This window comes from uncultured Turicibacter sp. (genome assembly GCF_938044715.1).
Lineage (GTDB): Bacteria > Bacillota_I > Bacilli_A > MOL361 > Turicibacteraceae > Turicibacter > Turicibacter sanguinis.
Window position 1 is genome coordinate 1 of the sequence record NZ_CALIOS010000018.1, and the last position, 19,782, is coordinate 19,782.

The 19,782-nt window shown below is 35.4% G+C and carries 19 protein-coding genes and 1 other annotated feature; all 19 genes read right to left on the minus strand.

Annotation, left to right across the window (positions count from 1 at the left end; all coding sequences use genetic code 11):
• Positions 1–1,307: nitrilase-related carbon-nitrogen hydrolase (locus QWC74_RS01780; protein WP_288993858.1), on the minus strand; the 1,307-nt coding region annotated here is incomplete at its 3' end.
• A complete protein-coding gene (gene nadD, locus QWC74_RS01785) occupies positions 1,304–1,894 on the minus strand; it encodes a nicotinate (nicotinamide) nucleotide adenylyltransferase (RefSeq protein ID WP_006783353.1) in 591 nt (196 codons plus the stop codon). The genes QWC74_RS01780 and nadD, both read right to left, overlap by 4 nt.
• Positions 1,895–2,013: 119 nt before the next feature.
• Positions 2,014–2,703, minus strand: coding sequence for a 5'-methylthioadenosine/S-adenosylhomocysteine nucleosidase (gene mtnN / locus QWC74_RS01790; RefSeq protein ID WP_006783352.1), 690 nt, complete (start codon positions 2,701–2,703; stop codon positions 2,014–2,016).
• Between the two features lie 57 nt (positions 2,704–2,760).
• Positions 2,761–3,231: a transcription elongation factor GreA gene (greA, locus tag QWC74_RS01795; RefSeq protein WP_006783351.1), complete on the minus strand. Its 471-nt coding sequence runs from the start codon at positions 3,229–3,231 to the stop codon at positions 2,761–2,763.
• A 66-nt stretch (positions 3,232–3,297) separates the two neighbouring features.
• Positions 3,298–3,918 carry a uridine kinase gene (gene udk, locus QWC74_RS01800; RefSeq protein ID WP_006783350.1) on the minus strand — a complete coding sequence of 207 codons (621 nt, stop codon included), beginning with the start codon at positions 3,916–3,918 and terminating at the stop codon, positions 3,298–3,300.
• 42 nt (positions 3,919–3,960) lie between these two features.
• Positions 3,961–5,235, minus strand: coding sequence for a U32 family peptidase (locus tag QWC74_RS01805; protein WP_006783349.1), 1,275 nt, complete (start codon positions 5,233–5,235; stop codon positions 3,961–3,963).
• Positions 5,236–5,256: 21 nt separating this feature from the next.
• Positions 5,257–6,192, minus strand: a complete 936-nt coding sequence (locus QWC74_RS01810) for a peptidase U32 family protein (protein WP_006783348.1) — start codon at positions 6,190–6,192, stop codon at positions 5,257–5,259.
• 44 nt (positions 6,193–6,236) lie between these two features.
• Complete coding sequence (locus QWC74_RS01815) at positions 6,237–6,887, minus strand: O-methyltransferase (protein WP_006783347.1); 651 nt, start codon at positions 6,885–6,887, stop codon at positions 6,237–6,239.
• 21 nt (positions 6,888–6,908) lie between these two features.
• On the minus strand, positions 6,909–8,000 hold the full coding sequence (gene mltG, locus QWC74_RS01820) for an endolytic transglycosylase MltG (protein ID WP_006783346.1): 1,092 nt from the start codon (positions 7,998–8,000) through the stop codon (positions 6,909–6,911).
• Between the two features lie 73 nt (positions 8,001–8,073).
• A complete protein-coding gene (locus tag QWC74_RS01825) occupies positions 8,074–8,367 on the minus strand; it encodes a DUF1292 domain-containing protein (RefSeq protein WP_006783345.1) in 294 nt (97 codons plus the stop codon).
• A 21-nt stretch (positions 8,368–8,388) separates the two neighbouring features.
• On the minus strand, positions 8,389–8,820 hold the full coding sequence (gene ruvX, locus QWC74_RS01830) for a Holliday junction resolvase RuvX (protein WP_006783344.1): 432 nt from the start codon (positions 8,818–8,820) through the stop codon (positions 8,389–8,391).
• Positions 8,817–9,062 carry an IreB family regulatory phosphoprotein gene (locus tag QWC74_RS01835; RefSeq protein WP_370454861.1) on the minus strand — a complete coding sequence of 82 codons (246 nt, stop codon included), beginning with the start codon at positions 9,060–9,062 and terminating at the stop codon, positions 8,817–8,819. Before QWC74_RS01835 ends, ruvX begins: the two co-directional genes overlap by 4 nt.
• Positions 9,063–9,148: 86 nt before the next feature.
• Positions 9,149–11,770: an alanine--tRNA ligase gene (gene alaS / locus QWC74_RS01840; RefSeq protein ID WP_006783342.1), complete on the minus strand. Its 2,622-nt coding sequence runs from the start codon at positions 11,768–11,770 to the stop codon at positions 9,149–9,151.
• 47 nt (positions 11,771–11,817) lie between these two features.
• Positions 11,818–12,030: a binding site (T-box leader), on the minus strand.
• Between the two features lie 126 nt (positions 12,031–12,156).
• Positions 12,157–12,324, minus strand: a complete 168-nt coding sequence (locus QWC74_RS01845) for a hypothetical protein (RefSeq protein ID WP_006783341.1) — start codon at positions 12,322–12,324, stop codon at positions 12,157–12,159.
• An 86-nt stretch (positions 12,325–12,410) separates the two neighbouring features.
• Positions 12,411–14,831 carry an ATP-dependent RecD-like DNA helicase gene (locus tag QWC74_RS01850; protein WP_006783340.1) on the minus strand — a complete coding sequence of 807 codons (2,421 nt, stop codon included), beginning with the start codon at positions 14,829–14,831 and terminating at the stop codon, positions 12,411–12,413.
• Positions 14,832–14,848: 17 nt separating this feature from the next.
• Positions 14,849–15,982, minus strand: coding sequence for a tRNA 2-thiouridine(34) synthase MnmA (gene mnmA, locus QWC74_RS01855; protein ID WP_006783339.1), 1,134 nt, complete (start codon positions 15,980–15,982; stop codon positions 14,849–14,851).
• 203 nt (positions 15,983–16,185) lie between these two features.
• A complete protein-coding gene (locus QWC74_RS01860) occupies positions 16,186–17,136 on the minus strand; it encodes an ABC transporter permease (protein WP_006783338.1) in 951 nt (316 codons plus the stop codon).
• Positions 17,136–18,233, minus strand: coding sequence for an ABC transporter permease (locus tag QWC74_RS01865; protein WP_006783337.1), 1,098 nt, complete (start codon positions 18,231–18,233; stop codon positions 17,136–17,138). The genes QWC74_RS01860 and QWC74_RS01865 overlap by 1 nt, the downstream gene beginning before the upstream one ends.
• Positions 18,233–19,762, minus strand: coding sequence for an ABC transporter ATP-binding protein (locus tag QWC74_RS01870; protein WP_006783336.1), 1,530 nt, complete (start codon positions 19,760–19,762; stop codon positions 18,233–18,235). Before QWC74_RS01870 ends, QWC74_RS01865 begins: the two co-directional genes overlap by 1 nt.
• Between the last annotated feature and the right edge of the window lie 20 nt (positions 19,763–19,782).

Here is a 19,782-nt window from a genome sequence, read left to right on the forward strand (position 1 = left end):
ACTTGATTTGGATCATGCCCAATCGTTTTAAAATGAGATAAGACAGATTCTCTTAAATCAATATCATGATGCGTCACTCCGAGCGTTTTCATCAAATTATTTGCATTTGTATTCGTACGATTTGAGGTTCCAAAACCACGAATTGTGTATGCAATAATATTTTTTCGAGGTAAGTTAATTAAATCAAACGTTTTAGCCGCTAATAGTAGCGCTAAGGTTGAATCAAGACCACCTGAAACCCCAATCAATAACGTTTGGGCTTTTGTATGAATCATACGTTTAGCGAGTCCTGCCACTTGAATATTCATAATTTCTTCAAACGATTCTTTTTCTTCCACTTTAGGAACAAATGGGGTCTCATCTAATGGCTTTTCAAACGTATATTCATCATTTACCACTAATGTAAAAGGAACACGTTGAACATAGGCCATATTATCTTCTCCACTTTGTCTAAATGGGGTTGAACGACGACGGTTAAATTGAATTCTTGAAACATCAATGTCTGCAATCGTCATATTAAGTTCATCACGTGAGAATAATTCAGATTCTGTCAAAATTTCTCCAATTTGAGAAATGATGCTATGTCCTGAAAACACGCCATCGGTTGTTGATTCATAAACACCTGATGAACAATACACATAACCAGACACAAGTTTAGAACTTTGGACTCTCACTAAGTCTCGACGATAACGACTTTTTTGGAATAATTCATTACTTGTTGAAAGATTTAAAATGATATCTGCTCCATTTAAAGCTAATCGAGAACTTGGAGAAGAAGCAACCCATAAATCCAAACAAATCTCAACGGCAAACGAAACATTGTGCAATTCATTTTCAAAAATTAAATCCCCAAATGGTACCGTACGATTTAGGTAGTTAATTTCATCAAAATGACGAACGATTTCATGGCCACGTGTAAACCAACGACCTTCATAAAATTCACTATCATTTGGTAAATAATACTTTGGAATAATTCCTAAAATTTCATTCTTCTGAATCACGACAGCACAGTTATATAAATTACGATGAATTGAAATTGGAGCTCCTACCACGACAATCCCATCAAATGGATTTTTTTCAAGCAAGAGTTCAATCGCACGATTAACATCTTGTAATAAGTAAGTCTGTAATAATAAGTCTCCACACGTATAACCAGAAACAGATAATTCCGGGAAAACTAAAATTCCTAATTGTTTTTGTTTTGCGACTTCTAAAGCTTTTAGCATCACTTCAACATTGGCTATTGGATTTCCAACTGATACACGTGGAGAAGAAGTTCCAACTTTTATAAATCCATTTTTAATCATTTTGATTCACCTCGTCCATATAAATGATGCGCATGTACATATGCATCAACCTCTTGTAAAACTAGTTTATCGTTCTTGACATCTTGACGATATTTTGTGGAAGAAACATCCATCTCACCAAATGAATCTAAAACAATAAAACGTTCGATTTGCTCCTTAAATAAGGTTTGAATCAAATCATCCACGTCAATATCGTCCCGACGAAAGACAATGATTTTAAAATAACGAATTAATTCGTCTGCTTGCACCCAATTGGGCAAATCCTTTAGGTTATCTGCTCCAATGACAAATCCAATGTCATCATTCGGATATTGTTGTCGAAAAAGGCTTAACGTTTCAAAACTTGTTAAGACATGATCCGCCTCTACTTCTAGTGTGCTAACAGAAGTTCGTTCTAACTTCGCACAAAGAAGCTTTAACATGTCGACACGAAACTTCGCCTCAATCAATTCTTTTTTAGGATATTGATCCCCTACGGGTAAAAAGAAAAAGTGTCGACAATCAAGATTTTTCAAAATATGTTTAGCAATATTATAATGAGCAATCGTAGGGGGATTAAATGAACCTCCAAAAACAACTAACATCATTCATCACTCCGTTTCCTAAACATTTGTATTATGAACCCAAATAAGTTTTCTAATCGAATTTTTATAAAATAAAACAATCGAACAGTCAAAGTGCGACGCTCGATTGTTTCCATACCTAATTAGATTAAAGAAACTAATTCAGTAACCATTTCTGATGACTCTTTTGCTGCAACTTCAATAAATTCATTAAATGAAATATGTGATTCTTTTCCTGCAATATCTGAAAGAGCACGTAAAATAATAAATGGTTTTTGGTATTGATGACAAACTTGAGCAACCGCAGTTGCCTCCATTTCAATTGCTACAACATTTGGACAATTTTTCTTAATTAATTCCATTTGATCTGGTCGATTAATGAATGAATCTCCTGTTCCAATTTGCCCCATCCAGTAAGTTTTATTCGACTTTTCTAACACTGTTTTCGCTTTTTCGACCAATGTCGCATCTGGCGTAAAAATGGCTGGCATCCCCGGAACTTGTCCATACGCATAATTAAATCCTGTCACATCAACATCATGATAAATAGCTCCATCAGAAATCACGACATCTCCAATATTAGCCTCAGGATGTAATCCTCCAGCTGATCCTGTATTAATAACAGCCTCAATATCAAAATGTTCAAATAATAAAGTAGTGGCAATCGCAACATTAACTTTCCCAATTCCACTTCTTAATAACACAACTGATGTTCCATTTAATAAACCTTTTGTAAACTCAACATGTGCAATGGTTTTAACTTCTTCTACCTCCATTGCCTCACGTAAAATCGTTACTTCTTCTTCCATTGCGCCGATAATTGCAATTGTCATATTAATCCACCTTTTTTCAAAAAATATAAAAAAGAGCTGCTTAAAAGCAGCTTCAAATTACTGAACGTCAAGAATAACGACTGTGACGATTCCTTTTGGAGTTGAAACCATTGCAACGTCTCCAACACGTTTCCCCATTAATGCCTGTGCAATTGGTGATTCATTAGAAATTTTAGCTTCAAATGGGTTTGCCTCTGCACTACCAACGATTTTATATGTCATTTGCTCATCAGTTTCTTCTTCTTGATATGAAACTGTTGAACCAATCGTAATGACTTCACTATTTTCATCTGATTCAATGACAACCGCATTTTTTAAAATGTATTGTAATTCTTGAATACGCTCATAAACCATGGCTTGTTCTTCACGAGCTGCATCGTACTCAGCATTTTCCGAAAGGTCACCTTGTGCGCGTGCTTCTTGTAACTTAACTTTAATTTCTTCCATGCGCACTTGTTGTAAGTGATCTAATTCATCTTGAAACTTTTTAATCCCCTCAAGGGTTAAATGTTGTTGTTTTTCTTTCATGAAAAATTCCTCCGTATCAATAAGAACCTTGTTGATTGATAATATCAACTATTATTATACATGAACTTAGGCATTTAATATACTATTTATTTTAGTGATTAGTAAATCAATGGCAACGGTATTTGTTTTCCCATCTGGAACAATGATATCCGCATATTTTTTAGTCGGCTCAATGAATTGTTGATGCATTGGCTTTACTGACTCTGTATATTGTGAAATCACGGATTCAATGGTACGTCCACGTTCTGTTGTATCACGTAATAAACGACGAATAAAGCGAATATCATCATCTGCTTCAACAAACACTTTAATGTCTAATAAATCACGAATTTGAACATCTTCTAAAACAAATAAACCTTCCACAATAATAATTTTAGTTGGTTCAATTTTTTCAGTTAACTCACTACGTGTATGTTGAGTGTAATCATAAATTGGCTTTTCAATTGAATAACCTAACATTAATTTTTTTAAGTGTTTAACTAATAACTCATTGTCCATTGATAATGGATGATCATAGTTTGTTTTCACACGCTCTTCTAATGTCATATGACTTTGATCATTATAGTAATCGTCTTGTCTTAGTAAAGTAATGGTACGGTCTGCAAATGCATCATATAAAATCGTTGAAACACTTGTTTTTCCTGATGCCGTTCCACCAGCTACACCGATAATTAATGGTTTATTCATGATAGTCTCTTCCTCTTCTTGTCTTTATTATTAGCAATATTTTTATTTCTCATTCACCACATGCTTGCGCATCATATCATTTGGATATAGTTTAAATGGTACTTTAAATTTTAAAATTTGCTTTGGATGTCTAGCAACGTCTAAAGCCTCGCCTTTTTCATCAAATAATTCTGTAATCGTCATGATTTGAGTGTCAATTTTAGGACCAAAGAATTCGACGCGCTCTCCCACACGGAAATGATTTCGTTGTTGTAATGTCACTTCATTGGTTTCTTCATTATAATCTAAAACAAGTCCGATAAACTCTTGAGTTGGATGCTCATCACGATTATTAAACATTTGTTCTTCATGAGATGGAATCCCTTCAAAGAATGCTGGCGCTGTTTCACGGTTAGCACATTTTGATAATTCGACTAATAAGGCTTCATTGAAGACAAAGTTATCTGGATCTTCACAATATAAGTCAATTAATTTGCGATAGGTGCTCACAACGGTTGCAATGTAATGAATGGATTTCATGCGTCCTTCAATTTTCAAACTATCAATTCCTAATTCAATCATTTCAGGAATTGATTTCAATAAATTTAAATCCTTTGGACTCATCGCAAATTTAATGTCATCTTCTTTGAATAAGCGTGTGGTTTCGTTTTCTTGTTCTTTGACTAAATCATATTCCCAACGGCAAGATTGACAACATCCTCCACGATTTGAATCGCGTGCTGTCATATGATTTGATAAGGTACAACGTCCAGAATAAGCGATACACATCGCACCATGAACAAAAGCTTCAATCTCAACATCTGTTTTATCCATGATTTCTTTAATTTCTTCTTTTGTTGTTTCACGGGCTAATACAACACGATGTAAGCCCTCTTGTTCCCAAAACTTAATGGCCATGTAATTCATCGTGGATTGTTGTGTACTTAAATGAACCTCAACATTTGGTGCGACACGTTTACATGTCTCAATAATTAATGGATCCGCCACAATGATTCCCGCTACACCGATTTCACCTAAAGCAGTTAAATAGTCTTCAAGTCCCACCATATTCTCGTTATGAGCAATAATATTCGTGGTAATATAGATTTTTGAACCATATTGATTGGCAAATTCAACTCCCTCTTTGATTTCTTCAAGAGAGAAGTTTTGAGCATTTGAACGTAGTCCAAATTCGCGTCCACCAATAAAAACTGCATCTGCACCATACATCACAGCAATTTTTAATTTTTCAAGTGATCCGGCTGGAGCTAATAATTCTGGTTTTTTAACGATGACACGTTTTCCATCAACAATTGCTGATACTGGAGTTCTCGCCATAGTGTCCACCCCTTTTTAATATTATTTATGTTTATAAATTGAAGGTTTATAGAAGAAACCTCGATCTAACTGTCGATTATTCGGTTGAATTTCTTCTAATTTTTTGTATAAGGCACGCCCTATTTGATTGTATTTCTCACGATTTTCAATACACATGTCAATGGCTAAACGGTAAGCTTTTGTGACATTTAATAAATACTCACTTGATTTCAATACGCCATCGATACGGAAACTATCCACACCAACCTCAATAAATTCAGCTAAATCATCAATCATGCAAACATCGCTTCCATTGAAAATATGAGTTCCTTGTTGATCTTCAAAAATAGGATAATATAGCTTTCGCTCTGGATCAAATAATTGTAGCCCTTCTTCACGCGTCTGAACTTTTTCTACAACTTGTCCTTGGAATTTTAAATAATTCCCCACTAAATTGCGTCGAGAATGGAACATACAAATCGCACCATGAACTAAAATCTCAATCTCACCTTTAGCGAATGTTTTTGTCTCAATAACAGATTCTTTCATCATTTCAGGTGCTAAAACCGTACGTTCTACCCCACGATCATACCAATAATTTACTGTGAAGTAATTGGTTCCTAATGTTTCACTACTCCAATGAAGGCTCATCTGAGGCGCTACTTCTTTAGCAATCATGTAAGCCCCTGGATCTGAAAAGCGAAGCGCATCAATCGGTAATGATTTTATTTCTTGAATATATGTTTTCAAATCATCTAACAAGCTATTTGGCATTAAAGCATTGATAGCAACATATACTTTTTTATTATATTGCTTAATTAACTCAACGGCTTCACGTAAATCATTTAATTTGAATTCACCAGCTAAACGTAATCCAAATTTTTCTTCACCAATGATAAACGCGTCTGCACCTGCCTCAATTAAATCTTTAATCTCATGGATATCATGAGGTGTTACAATCAATTCTGGTTTTTTCATTTTATCAACTCACTTTATCATTTATGACAATATACGATTATAAACTACTTTAGCTTTCTTTTCAAACTAATTGCTACGCCATCACCAATTGGTAATAACAGGGTGTCATAATCTGGATGATTGGCTAACCAATCATTATAACGGTTAATTTTTCGAACTAACTGTTTTAAATTACGGCTTTGTTTTTGATTATTATCAAAAATATGACCATGGAATAATAAATTATCGCTAATAATCATTCCATCTTCTTTTAATAAAGGTTCATATTTTTCAAAGAACTTCTGATATTGAGCTTTAGCTGCATCAATAAAAATAACATCAAATGGAGCATTAGGAATGTCTTCATTCAAAATTTCTAATGCATCTGCTTTAATTAATGTCACTCGATCTGAGATGGTACTACGTGCGTGATAATTAACAGCCTCTTTATAACGGGATTCATCACGTTCAATCGTCACAACATGACTCTGTGGTAAATGGCGCGCCATCATTAAAGAGGAATAACCGATAGCAGAACCTATTTCTAAAATAGTTTTAGGCTGCTTAACTCGTAGTAATTGTAACATTAATTCAAGACCCTGATCTTGAATGATCGGAACATCATGCTCCTGTGCATATTGTTTCATTTCTAATGATAAGTCATCATGTTGAATTGTTTTAAATCGACTCATTAGTTCTATTAATTGTTCATTCATTGCTCTACCACCTAGTTGAGATTACTGACATACATTTGTGCCCGCTTCATATGAAGGAAGTAAATAGTTTCGATAAAATTTCATATGTTCTTCATATGTTTCAAAGAAATGAGTTTTACCATCTACACATCCATACATGTCAGCTATAAAATAATAATAGTTATTTTCATCAGGATGTAACACGGCTTTAATAGCCTCAATTGACGGGCTACTAACAGGTCCAATTGGAATGCCTGGTGTCACATATGTATTATAAGGGGATTGTACTTTTGTCATCGCTTCCGTTACACGCTCATTATGTTCATCTAAGGCATAAAGTACCGTCATATCACTTTGTAAATACATACCTGAGTTAATACGATTAAAGAAAACACCAGCTACTATTGGCATTTCTTCTACATTTTGAGTTTCTCCTTCAATGACTGACGCTAGCGAAAAGACTTGATGAATATTAAGCGATGCTTCATCAAACCAAGACTTCACCGGTTCTAATTTCTTTGCTGTCACATCTAGGATTAAGTGTGTGACTTCATCAAGCGTATACACTTGATCTAAAAATGAATAAGTAGCTGGATAAAAATAGCCTTCTAACGGATATCGAATCCCTTCTTTTAAAATATCATCGGTCAAAAACCAATATTCATTCACTAATTGTTTCAAATAATCAATATTTTTCCACTCATTTAAAATATCTTCAGCACTTAAATCAACAATTAAAGATAAGCTAGCTGCTATATATTCTAAATCATAACCTTCTGGAATCACCACTTTTGTGGTATTCGCTTCGACAACATCTCCACTTTCAAATTTTTGATACATTTGCTCTAGTGTCATGGAAGGGGATAACTCATACTCTCCTGCTTGAATATGCGACCAATCATTTAATTTAACAATCAAATTTGCCATCTCGGGATGCTCAATCAATCCAAGTTCTGCTAACTCGCGATTCACACCCTTTGTTGATGTTCCAGGTTGAAGGGTATAATTCATCACTGTTTCATCACTCGGATTCACCGGCTCTTGGGTTTTGACATAAAGGATTCCTAAATACCCCAAAATCCCAGCTAATGCGACAATAAGTGTTATAACGATCCCTAGGATAACCTTCCTCATCTTATCTTCACCTCTACATTATATACACACAAAAACGGACTTAACGTCCGTTTTCGCATCTATTAGATTTTAATTATTCTGCATCCTCATCTTCTTCAGCTAAGAATGTATTAATCACTTCTTCAATCATATCCCACTCAGCATCTGTTTCAACTGGTAATAATTCTCCACCCTCGTTGTTTTCACCAGGGATGTAAGCTGAAACATGTAAATCTACATTTCCTTCTTCATCTTCATTTTCTGCTCCTGCTGGGTAGTAGACAACATATGATTTGTTATAATCATCTGAATCAAATGTAAATAAAATTTCACATAATAATTCATTTCCATTTTCATCGATTACTGTTAATTGATTTTCATCTAACATTTTGGTCACCTCTTATAAGATTTACACGAATGAACGTGCTTGATTTGAATCTAAATAACTCTGTAAAATAATGGTTGCTGCCATTTTATCAACCACTTTTTTTCGCTTATTGCGACTAACATCAGCTTGAATGAGGACACGTTCAACTTGCATAGTAGTCAATCGTTCGTCCCATAGAATAACCGTGACATTCGTTGCTTCTTCAAGTTTCTTAGCAAACTCTTGTGTCACTTGTCCTCGTTCTCCAATCGAACCATTCATATTTTTAGGTAACCCTAAAACGATTTTCGAAATTTTATGAGTTTTTACTAATTCTTGAACGTGTTGAATTGCTTTTTTATAATGATTTTCCTCAAATCGGAAAGTCTCAACACCATGGGCCATCATTCCAAGGGCATCACTAATGGCGATTCCACACGTGCGAGTTCCTAAATCTAATCCTAAAATTTTCACTTTTTCGTCTCTACAAACTTTTCAAGTAAAACTTCAATGATTTCATCACGTTCAATTTGCTGAATTTTGTTTCGTGCCCCTTGATAGCTCGAAATATAAGCTGGATCTCCTGAAATTAAGTATCCAACCACTTGGTTAATCGGATTATAACCTTTTTCTTTTAATGCATCGAATACATCTGTCAAAATAATTTCAACCGCTTGATTTTGGTTCAATTTATTTTGTAGTAAATCGTCTAGCATCATTGTTTGATTCGAGATCATGCAACTCACCACCCATAAATAGTTCTTAACTTTATTTTACAATAATGTTAATGGGATGAAAAGAATTATAAATTATTTTTTAACCATTCATCGACATTCTTTAATGCCTCTTCAATTTTTGTTGCATCTTTAGCGCCGGCTTGAGCCATATCTGGGCGTCCGCCTCCGCCTCCACCACAAATCGTTGCGACTTCTTTAACAATTTTCCCTGCATGTACCCCTTGTTTCACATAATCTGGCGTTACACCACAAGAGATTGCAACCTTACCATCTACTGCACTTGCTAACACAATAACTGCCGATGATAGCTGTTGTTTAAATTCGTCAACCATTTGACGTAAATGGTTCATATCCACATCAACTAAGTTCGCAGTTAACACTGTAATTCCTGCTACCTCACGTGTATTATTAACAATTTCCTTCATTTTTAAATGAGATAATTTAGATTTTAATGAATCATTTTCACGATGCGCTTCTTTTAACTCATCTAAAATCCCTTCAACACGTTCTTCAAGTAATGCTGGTTTTGTTTTTAATGTCTCAGATACCGCTGCAAATCGTTCAATAAATGAATTCATGTATTGATAAGCTCCCTTACCCGTCACCGCTTCAATACGTCGAGTTCCAGCTCCAATTCCTGATTCTGAAATGATTTTAAATAAACCAATTTCAGAGGTGTTTGAAACATGACATCCACCACAAAGCTCAATGCTATAGTCTCCTGCTTTGACAACGCGTACCGTTTCACCATATTTTTCACTAAATAACGCCATTGCTCCCATTTGCTTTGCTTCTTCAATACTTTTTTCAAACACTTCAACTGGAATAGAAGCCCAAATCTTCTCGTTAACAATCGCTTCAATACGTTGTAATTCTTCTGACGTCAACCCTTGCATATTGGTGAAGTCAAAACGTAAACGATCAGCAGATACTAATGATCCAGCTTGGTTTGCATGCGCACCAATAACATCTTTTAATGCTTGGTGTAATAAGTGAGTCGCTGTATGATTTTTTGTTAAATCTAAACGATTCTCAACTTGAACTTGGCAAACAACCTCATCATTTAATGATAATGTTCCGTCTACTTGTACACTGTGTAAATGCTGTCCATTTGGAGCTTTGATAACATCTGTTACCATCACATTTGCAGCAGAGGTTGTCATCATCCCTGTATCTGCTACTTGTCCTCCACTTTCAGCATAAAATGGAGTAGTATCTAAAATGACTTGTCCAGCTCCAGTTAATGAATCAACCACTTCCCCATTTTGTAGTAATAAAATAACGTTTGATGTTGTTGATAATTGATGATATCCTACAAATTTAGAAGGGGTTTTAAAGCTCATTAAAGCAGCATTTTGTGAATGCATACTTTCAACATCTTCACGAGCATTACGAGCACGTTCACGTTGTACTTCCATTTGGGCATCGAACCCTTCTTTATCAACTGTAAATCCAGCTTCTTCTGCATATTCTAAAGTTAATTCATATGGGAATCCGTACGTATCATATAACATGAATGCGTCTTTGCCACTAATTGTTTTATCTTCACATTTAGCAATTAAATCCGTCAAGATTTTTTCTCCATCTGCTAATGTTTGACGGAAGCGATCTTCTTCAGATTTAATCACTTTTTGAACTAACTCAATTTTATCGCAAACATATGGGTAATAATCTTTCATAATATCTGCTACAACAGGAACTAATTCATACATGAAAGCACGATCAATTCCTAATTTTTTTCCATAACGAACAGCACGACGTAATAAACGGCGTAAGACGTATCCGCGTCCTTCATTAGAAAGAAGTGCTCCATCTGCTACTGCAAAAGTTACCGTACGAACATGGTCAGCGATCACTTTAAATGCCGTTGCTGTTTCTTGTGTATATTTTACACCAGACATTTCTTCCGTCGCACGAATGATTGGCATGAATAAGTCTGTGTCAAAGTTTGTTTCAACGCCTTGAATCACACAAGCCATACGCTCAAGACCCATTCCAGTATCTATATTTTTATTTGGTAACATAGGATATTCACTACGATCTAATCCTTCTTTTGAATTATATTGAGAAAATACAATGTTCCAAATTTCAATATAACGATCATTTTCAATATCTTCTTCTAATAAACGGATTCCAATATTTTCTGGATCATATTTTGTTCCACGATCATAGAAAATTTCAGTGTTTGGTCCACATGGTCCTTCTCCGATTTCCCAGAAGTTATATTCTAATTTCACAATGTGATCAGGCGAAACACCTAATTTGATCCATAAATCATATGTTTCTTGATCGGTTGGATAAACAGTTACATATAATAATTCTTTATCGAATCCAAACCATTCTTTTGATGTTAATAATTCCCATCCCCATGTCACTGCCTCTTCACGGAAATAGTCTCCAATCGAGAAGTTTCCTAACATCTCGAAGAACGTATGATGACGAGCCGTTTTCCCAACATTTTCAATATCGTTTGTACGAATTGATTTTTGAGCATTTGTAATACGTGGGTTATTTGGAATTTCACGTCCATCAAAGTATTTTTTTAAAGCTGCAACCCCACTATTAATCCATAATAATGAAGGGTCATTAATTGGAACTAATGGTGCTCCTGGTTCGATCATGTGTCCTTTTGATTTAAAGAAATTTAAGTACATTGAACGAATCTCTGATCCTGTCATGTATTTCATTTTGTTCACCTCTTTTAAAAATGAGTATAAAAAAAGCCCTTATTTGATATAAGGACGTATTGAACGCGGTACCACCTTAATTTTGTTTTTTAAGTAAACTAAAAAAACAACTCTTTGAAACAGATAACGGCGAAAACCGACAGACTTTAACTGTACTCCAGAAGTAGCTTTCGAGCATTGATTGTTAGGATTTATCTCAGCCAAGAAATCCCTCTCTGTGAAACGTTCAATTTTCTACTTTCTTCTATCAACATTTTGTTATTCGACTCTATTTTATCGATTTTATCAAGATGTTTCAAGCTTTTTTTATCCAATTTGATAAATTATTAAATTGAAAAGAAAGCTTATACACAAAAAAGAACTCTCTCGATTGAGAGAGTTCTTTTTTAAAATGGCATTCTATCGTGTAGGTAGTGTTGCCAACAATCCATTTGCTTACGATATTTTCTAGATTGTTTTTTAAATTGTTTTTGATAGTAACGAGGATCTTCATAATACATAAGTGTTGCCACTAAAGCCATTAAAAACATAACAAGTACAAGAATTTTCTTCATCATTTCACCTCAGTTCAAAGATTACAATCTTTAGTGTGAGTGATTTATGATTTTTTATGTTATCTATCTGCACAAAATTTAATCAATTAATCCATTAAATCATACGGTGTGATCCCTTCTAATCCTTCTTCATCTAGGTAATCAAATGGAATATCATGTTCTTTAAAATAATCAGCAAAAGGATTTTCCTTTATCGGTTTTGTTTGATTTAGTTGAAAGCGAAGTTTCAACGTCGTTTGACGTTCTTCTCCCTCATTTTTAACCCCCTTCTCAAGTGCTAAATACTCTCCAATGATAATTAAAGATTTTTTAGCCCGTGTAATGGCGGTATAAATCAACTTTTTTTGTAACATGACGTGATAGGCATGCGTAATTGGTAAAATAACAATCGGATACTCAGACCCTTGTGACTTATGAACCGACACGCAATAGGCATGCGTTAAATTTTGAAGATCGCCCTTTTTGTACGTCACTTCCTTAGTTTCAAAACAAGCAATTAACTTCTCTTCTTTATCATCATTTTCATTTTTATAAGAAATTCCAATGACTTCTCCAACATCCCCATTCATAATTCCTGTTTCCGGATGATTGGCTAATTGGAGTACCTTATCGCCAATTCGAAAAACCTTGGATCCAAATGTCATTTCTCGCTTATCATCTGCTGGTGGATTGAAAATATCCTGTAACATCACATTCAGATTGTCAATCCCACAATCCCCACGGTACATGGGAACTAAAATTTGAATATCACTTGCTGTATATCCTTTTTGAATGGCATTTAGAACAATTTGTTTTAGATAACTTGCAATCACCTGATGCCCACATTCAACATATAGACGATCCGGCTTTTTATCTTTAAGATCCGTTGGGAGATGATTATTTTTCACTGCATGTGCGAATGAAATAATGGACGAATCCTGCGCCTGTCGATGAACCGTTTCAAGCCGTGTCAGAGGAATCACACCACTTTCAATTAAATCTTTTAACACCTGCCCTGGTCCCACAGAAGGCAATTGATTATCATCACCGACAATAATCACTTGCGCACCCGTTGGAATGCTTTGAAATAATTGAAAGGCTAATAAGGTATCAAGCATGGAGCTTTCATCGATAATAATTAATTTATATTCCAGTTGAGCATATTCATCATGTTGAAAAACGCCATCTACTCCATACCCAAGTAAACGATGAATGGTAGATGACTTTAAGCCCGTTGTTTCACTCATTCGTTTAGCAGCTCGACCAGTAGGCGCTGCCAAAGCAATGGGATACTTTTTCTCACTTGTTGCATATTTAGACGGATCTAAATCCACATCGTGTAACATCGAATACGCCTTTAAAATACCTTGAACAACTGTTGTTTTTCCTGTTCCCGGGCCACCCGTGATAATGCTAACTGGTTCCTTTAACGCCATCAAAATCGCTTCTTCTTGTTCTTTTGAATAGGTAATAGCTAATTCTTTTTTTAATTCGTTTAAACATTGTGGGGCTTTCTCTTGATTTTCAACTTTAGACGTTAAAAGTCGCTCTATAGAATCAACAATCCCTTTTTCACTATTGACAAGCAACGGAATAAATAAAAAGTCTCCTTCAATATAAATTTTTTTCTTTTTAATCAGTTCATTAATTTGAGATTCAATTTGCGCAAAATCCAGAAGCTGGGTTGATTTTTGATTTAAATACTGTAAAGCACTTTGAAGCAACTGCTTTTGGTACACATACGTATGACCTTTTTGGATGGCAATTTGATCAATGACATAAAGCAAAGCCGCACGAATTCGACGTGGATCATCTAATGAGATCCCTAGACGTCTTGCAAGCTCATCTGCTTTCAAAAATCCAATCCCCTCAATATCATCAATTAAACGATACGGATTTTCATTGATAATTTCAAGGGCCTGATATTGATATTTTTTGAAAATTTTCATGACTAACTTAGGACTTAAATCATAGCCGTAAAGAGGAGCTAATATCTGTTCTGTCCCCTGTTGATCAATCAGTGTCGAATAAAGTTTATCTGCTAATTTTTTGGATAATTTGGGCACCTCATCAAGCGCCTGTCGATTACGTAAAATGACATCGATAGCATTATCACCTAATACATCCACAATCTTTTCAGCTGTTTTTTGTCCAATTCCTTCAAAAATATCACTACTCAAATAATGAACAAGCGAAGACTTCCCTTGCACATTAACCGAATCATAAGATGTGGCTTGATATTGCCAACCATAACGAGGATGTTCAATTAACTTCCCCTTAAAGCGGTATGTTTTATGTGAAACGAGTTTTGGAAAATAACCCGAAATCGTAATTTTCTCATATTTTTTATGCTCACTTAACCCTAGTTGATTCACTATCTTATCATCAACGGGTTTTAAAGCTTTTTGCATTAAATCTAAATCTTCACCATGTTCTAAGACAAGTAGCGTTCCAATTGAGAAGCCATTATCTTCATTAAAAAATATATGATCTAAAAAAACACCTTTAATGTATCCGGCTTCTCCCATCCTCACAAACTCCTCTCTTAGTATTGGCGAGCCTCTTTATCTTTATATGCAACTTCAATACGTCCTCCACCTAAACAAACCTCATCTAAATAAAAGACAGCCGCTTGCCCTGGCGTCACCGCACGAACAGGTTCTAGCATTTTAACGTTTAAGGTTTCATCATCAATCCAAGTCAATTCAACCGGAATATCAGGTTGACGATATCTAAATTTAGCCGTACAACGATAAGTTCCAACAAATCGCTCACTTGGAATCCAGTTAACATTTGAAACTAATGCTTCATCCGCATAAACGTATTCATGATCAAATCCTTGTCCGACTAGTAAAACATTATCTTTTAAATTCTTCCCAATTACGAACCAAGCATCCCCTTTTCCGCCGATTCCAAGACCTTTACGTTGTCCAATCGTATAATACATTAAACCGATATGCTCCCCCACAACTTCTCCCTCTAAAGTACGCATCTGTCCAGGTTGAGCGGGTAAGTAGTTTTGTAAAAACTGTGTAAAGTTACGTTCCCCAATAAAACAAACTCCCGTTGAATCCTTTTTCTTTGCCGTTGCTAGATCTAATTTCGCTGCAATCGCACGAACTTCAGATTTTTGCAATTCACCAACTGGGAATAACGTTTTACTTAGCTGGGCTTGTGTTAATTGACTCAAGAAATACGTTTGATCTTTATTATTATCAAGCCCACGTAACATTTGAACTTCACCCTCATGTGAAACACGTGCATAATGTCCCATCGCAATGTAATCACATCCAAGATTCATTGCATAATCTAAAAATGCCTTAAATTTCACTTCTTTATTACACATAATATCTGGATTTGGTGTACGTCCAGCACGATATTCATCTAAAAAGTACATGAAAACACGATCCCAATATTCTTGAACGAAATCGACGCGGTGTAGCTTAATTCCTAATTGATCGGCCACTGTTTTTGCATCATTATAGTCAACTTCTTGTGGGCACACCTCATCATTTAGCGTTGGGTTTCCTAAAACGTCAGCATTAGCTGCACTATCCCAGTTACGCATAAATACACCTTCTACTTCGTAACCTTGCTCTTTTAATAAATACGCTGCGACTGATGAATCCACACCACCAGACATCCCAACGATGACTTTTTTACCTTTATTTGCACTCATGTCTGAGACCTCCATTACAACATAATCAAAACATAAATCTTTACTACATAATCTTAAACCTCAGGAAGATACTTTTATTATCGCCCCTCTTTGATAAGATATATTCTTATATTATAAGCAAAAATAGCAAGATAAGCAAATCTATGTCTTATCTTGCCCTTAAGACAGATAAAAAGACAGGAGCTCCTGTCTTTTTGTTTATTTTAACGTTTTCCTTTATCGTAAGGTTCCCCAGCTGCCTTTGGTCCGACAATATTACGACTAAATACAACTAAAGCGACTAATGTCATCACATATGGTAACGCGTTATAAAACTCCATCGGAATTTCAAATGATTTTAACGTATCATTAATTAAAGCTAATTGCCCTAATGTTTTCATAAATCCAAAGAAGAACGAAGCGAATAATACGGTCCATGGATTCCATTTACCAAAAATTAAAGCTGCTAATGCTAAGAATCCAAGCCCTGCAACCGATCCGTTAAATTCTCCAGATGTGGTAACAATAATTAAAGCGCCTCCGATTCCCGATAGGAACCCAGATGCTAACACACCAAAATAACGCATTTTATAAACATTAATCCCCATTGAATCAGCTGCTTGTGGATGTTCTCCACACGCGCGCAGACGTAATCCAAAAGATGTTTTAAAGACAATATACCAAGTTAAAACCACTAATCCTAATACAATAAAAGTGGTTAAATACATCTTGCTAAAGAATAAAGGTCCAATAATAGGAATATCCGATAAGATTGGGGCATCAAAACGTGAGACACCTTTGAGGATACTAATATTTTGAGATCCTGTTAAAGTACGTGCTAAGAAAATAGTTAGCGCGGGTGCTAATAAGTTAATAGCAGTTCCTGAAATAACTTGATCGGCCTTAAGATTAATACTCGCATACGCATGTAATAAAGAGAATAAACATCCCGCTACTCCACCAAGTAAAATTCCAATCCAAATCGTTGAATCACTACCCTGATAAGCTTGATTGATATAAAATGCAGTCGTGAAAGCCCCAATGACCATTAAACCTTCTAATCCAATATTAACGACTCCACTGCGTTCACTAAATAATCCACCTAATGCTGTGACTAACATCGGTGCTGTAAACGCAAGAGCATACGGCATCATTGCCACAATAAATTCCCACATTATTTAACACCTCCATCTTTTCTCTTCGGTGCTACTTTTTTAAAGAAACTTTGAATTAATAAAGCAATCGCTGAGAAGTAAATAATTGTTGAAATAATAATATCAATTAACTCTTTTGGGACAGCTGTCATTGCTTGCATGAATTCTCCTCCTACCTTCATAAATCCAAATAAGAAAGCAGATAAGAAGACACCAATTGGTGTATTTAATCCAAGTAACGCAACGGCAATTCCATCAAATCCTTGCGTTGGTAAAACACCAATTTTAACATGATTCGTATAACCAACATAATAGGTCGCTCCAGCAAGACCTGCTAAACATCCGGCAATAATCATTGAAAGAATGATATTACGTTTAACTTTCATCCCTGCGTAATGTGCCGCATCTGGATTAAATCCAACAGCCTTTAATTCATATCCAAACGTCGTTTTATCTAAAATTAACCAAACAACAAGGCAAGCCAAAATCGCTAAAATAAATCCAATATTGATCGATGAACCATCAAAAAGTGATGTCATCCAAGCCGTTTTTAATGATGCTGTCTCACTAATGGTTGCAGATTCTGTGCTATATTTTCCTGGAATAAATGTCGTTACGCCATATTGAACCATCCAAAGTGCAATATAATTCATCATAATTGATGTCACAACTTCGTGAATTTTAAATTTTGCTTTTAATAAACCTGGGATAATCGCCCAAACTCCACCTGCTAACATCGCGACTAACACCACCACTGGTAGATGAATAAAACGAGGTAAATCAAGGATAATCCCACAGTAAACCGCTGCAAAACCACCGACTAACATTTGACCTGAAACCCCAATATTAAATAATCCAGTTCTAAAGGCAAATGCCACTGATAATCCCGTTAAAACTAATGGTGTCATCTGCAATAAAGTATTTCCAAACTGTTTTAAGTTTCCACTCATGATGCCTTTAAATCCACCTTGGAATAAATACGAAAATCCTTCTGCTGGGTTATACCCTAAACATAATAAAACAATAAATCCAATGATGAAGCCAAGAATAACAGAAGCAAAAGGTGCCAATTTTTTTTGAACATTGTCATCCGCTAGACTAAAATTAATCTTTTTCATTATTCCTCACCTCTTTGTTTACCTGCACCGGCCATTAATAATCCAATTTCTTTTTCATTTGTGTTGGCTGTTTCTAAAATCGCAACAATTTCACCTTCATAAATAACAGCGACACGATCTGAAACATTTAAAATTTCATCAAGTTCTAACGAGATAAGTAAAACGCCACGTCCTTTGTCACGTTCTGCAATTAATTCTCGATGAACATATTCAATAGCTCCTACATCGAGACCACGAGTCGGTTGTGCTGCGATTAACAACTTCGGTGAACGAACTACTTCACGTGCAATAATTGCCTTTTGTTGATTCCCACCTGACATACTACGTGTAATAGTGGTGCTACCCTGTCCACTGCGAACATCGAATCGTTCAATTAACTGCTCTGACTGTTCACGAATAGCTTGTCGGTTTAGGAAGCCACCTTTACTAAATGAGGGCTGATAATAGGTTTGTAAAATAAAGTTATCTTCTAATGAATAATCTAAAACTAATCCATGCTTATGACGATCCTCTGGGATGTGCCCAATTCCTGCCTCAGTACGTTTTCGAACTGGTAATTTACTAATATCATTTCCAGCTAATTTCACTATTCCTGAATCAGCAGGTTTTAATCCTGTAATAGCTTCGATTAATTCACTTTGACCATTTCCTTCAATTCCAGCAACACCTAAAATTTCACCTTCATGGACCGTCAAAGATAAATTTTTAAGTGCTGAAACGCCACGATTGTTTTTAACCGTTAGATTTTCAACTTGTAAAACAGGGGCTCCAACTTTAGCCGCGTCTTTATCTAGTTTAAACGTTACTTGACGCCCAACCATTAAATCAGCCAATTCTTGCTCTGAAGTATCAGCCACTACGACTGTTCCAATCCCTTTTCCTTTTCGGATAATGGTACAATGCTTCGCCACTGCTTTAATTTCTTTCAATTTATGTGTAATCACAATAATAGATTTACCTTCAGCGGTTAACTGACGCATAATTTCCATTAAATGTTCAATTTCTTGTGGTGTTAAAACAGCTGTTGGCTCATCAAAAATTAAAATTTCAGCATTTCGATATAACATTTTTAAAATTTCAACACGTTGTTGCATTCCAACTGAAATATCTTCAATTTTAGCATATGGGTCAACATGTAAGTTATAACGTTCTGATAATTCAGCTACACGTTTAGCTGCCTTTTTGATATTGATACGCCCACCAAATAGCTTCGGTTCATTACCTAGAACGATATTTTCGGTAACCGTAAAATTATGAACTAACTTAAAATGCTGATGGACCATCCCAATTCCTAACTCAGTTGCGACATTTGGGTCTGTAATCTTAACTTCTTTTCCGCGAACTTTAATACATCCTTCTTCTGGCTTATATAGTCCAAATAGAACACTCATCAGTGTTGATTTACCAGCGCCATTTTCTCCTAAAAGGGCATGAATTTCTCCTGGTTCAACTTGCAGTGTAATATTATCATTGGCTTTAATCCCTGGAAATTCTTTTGTGATGTTCAACATTTCAATCACGTATTCCATGATTTAACCCCTTTCTTTTT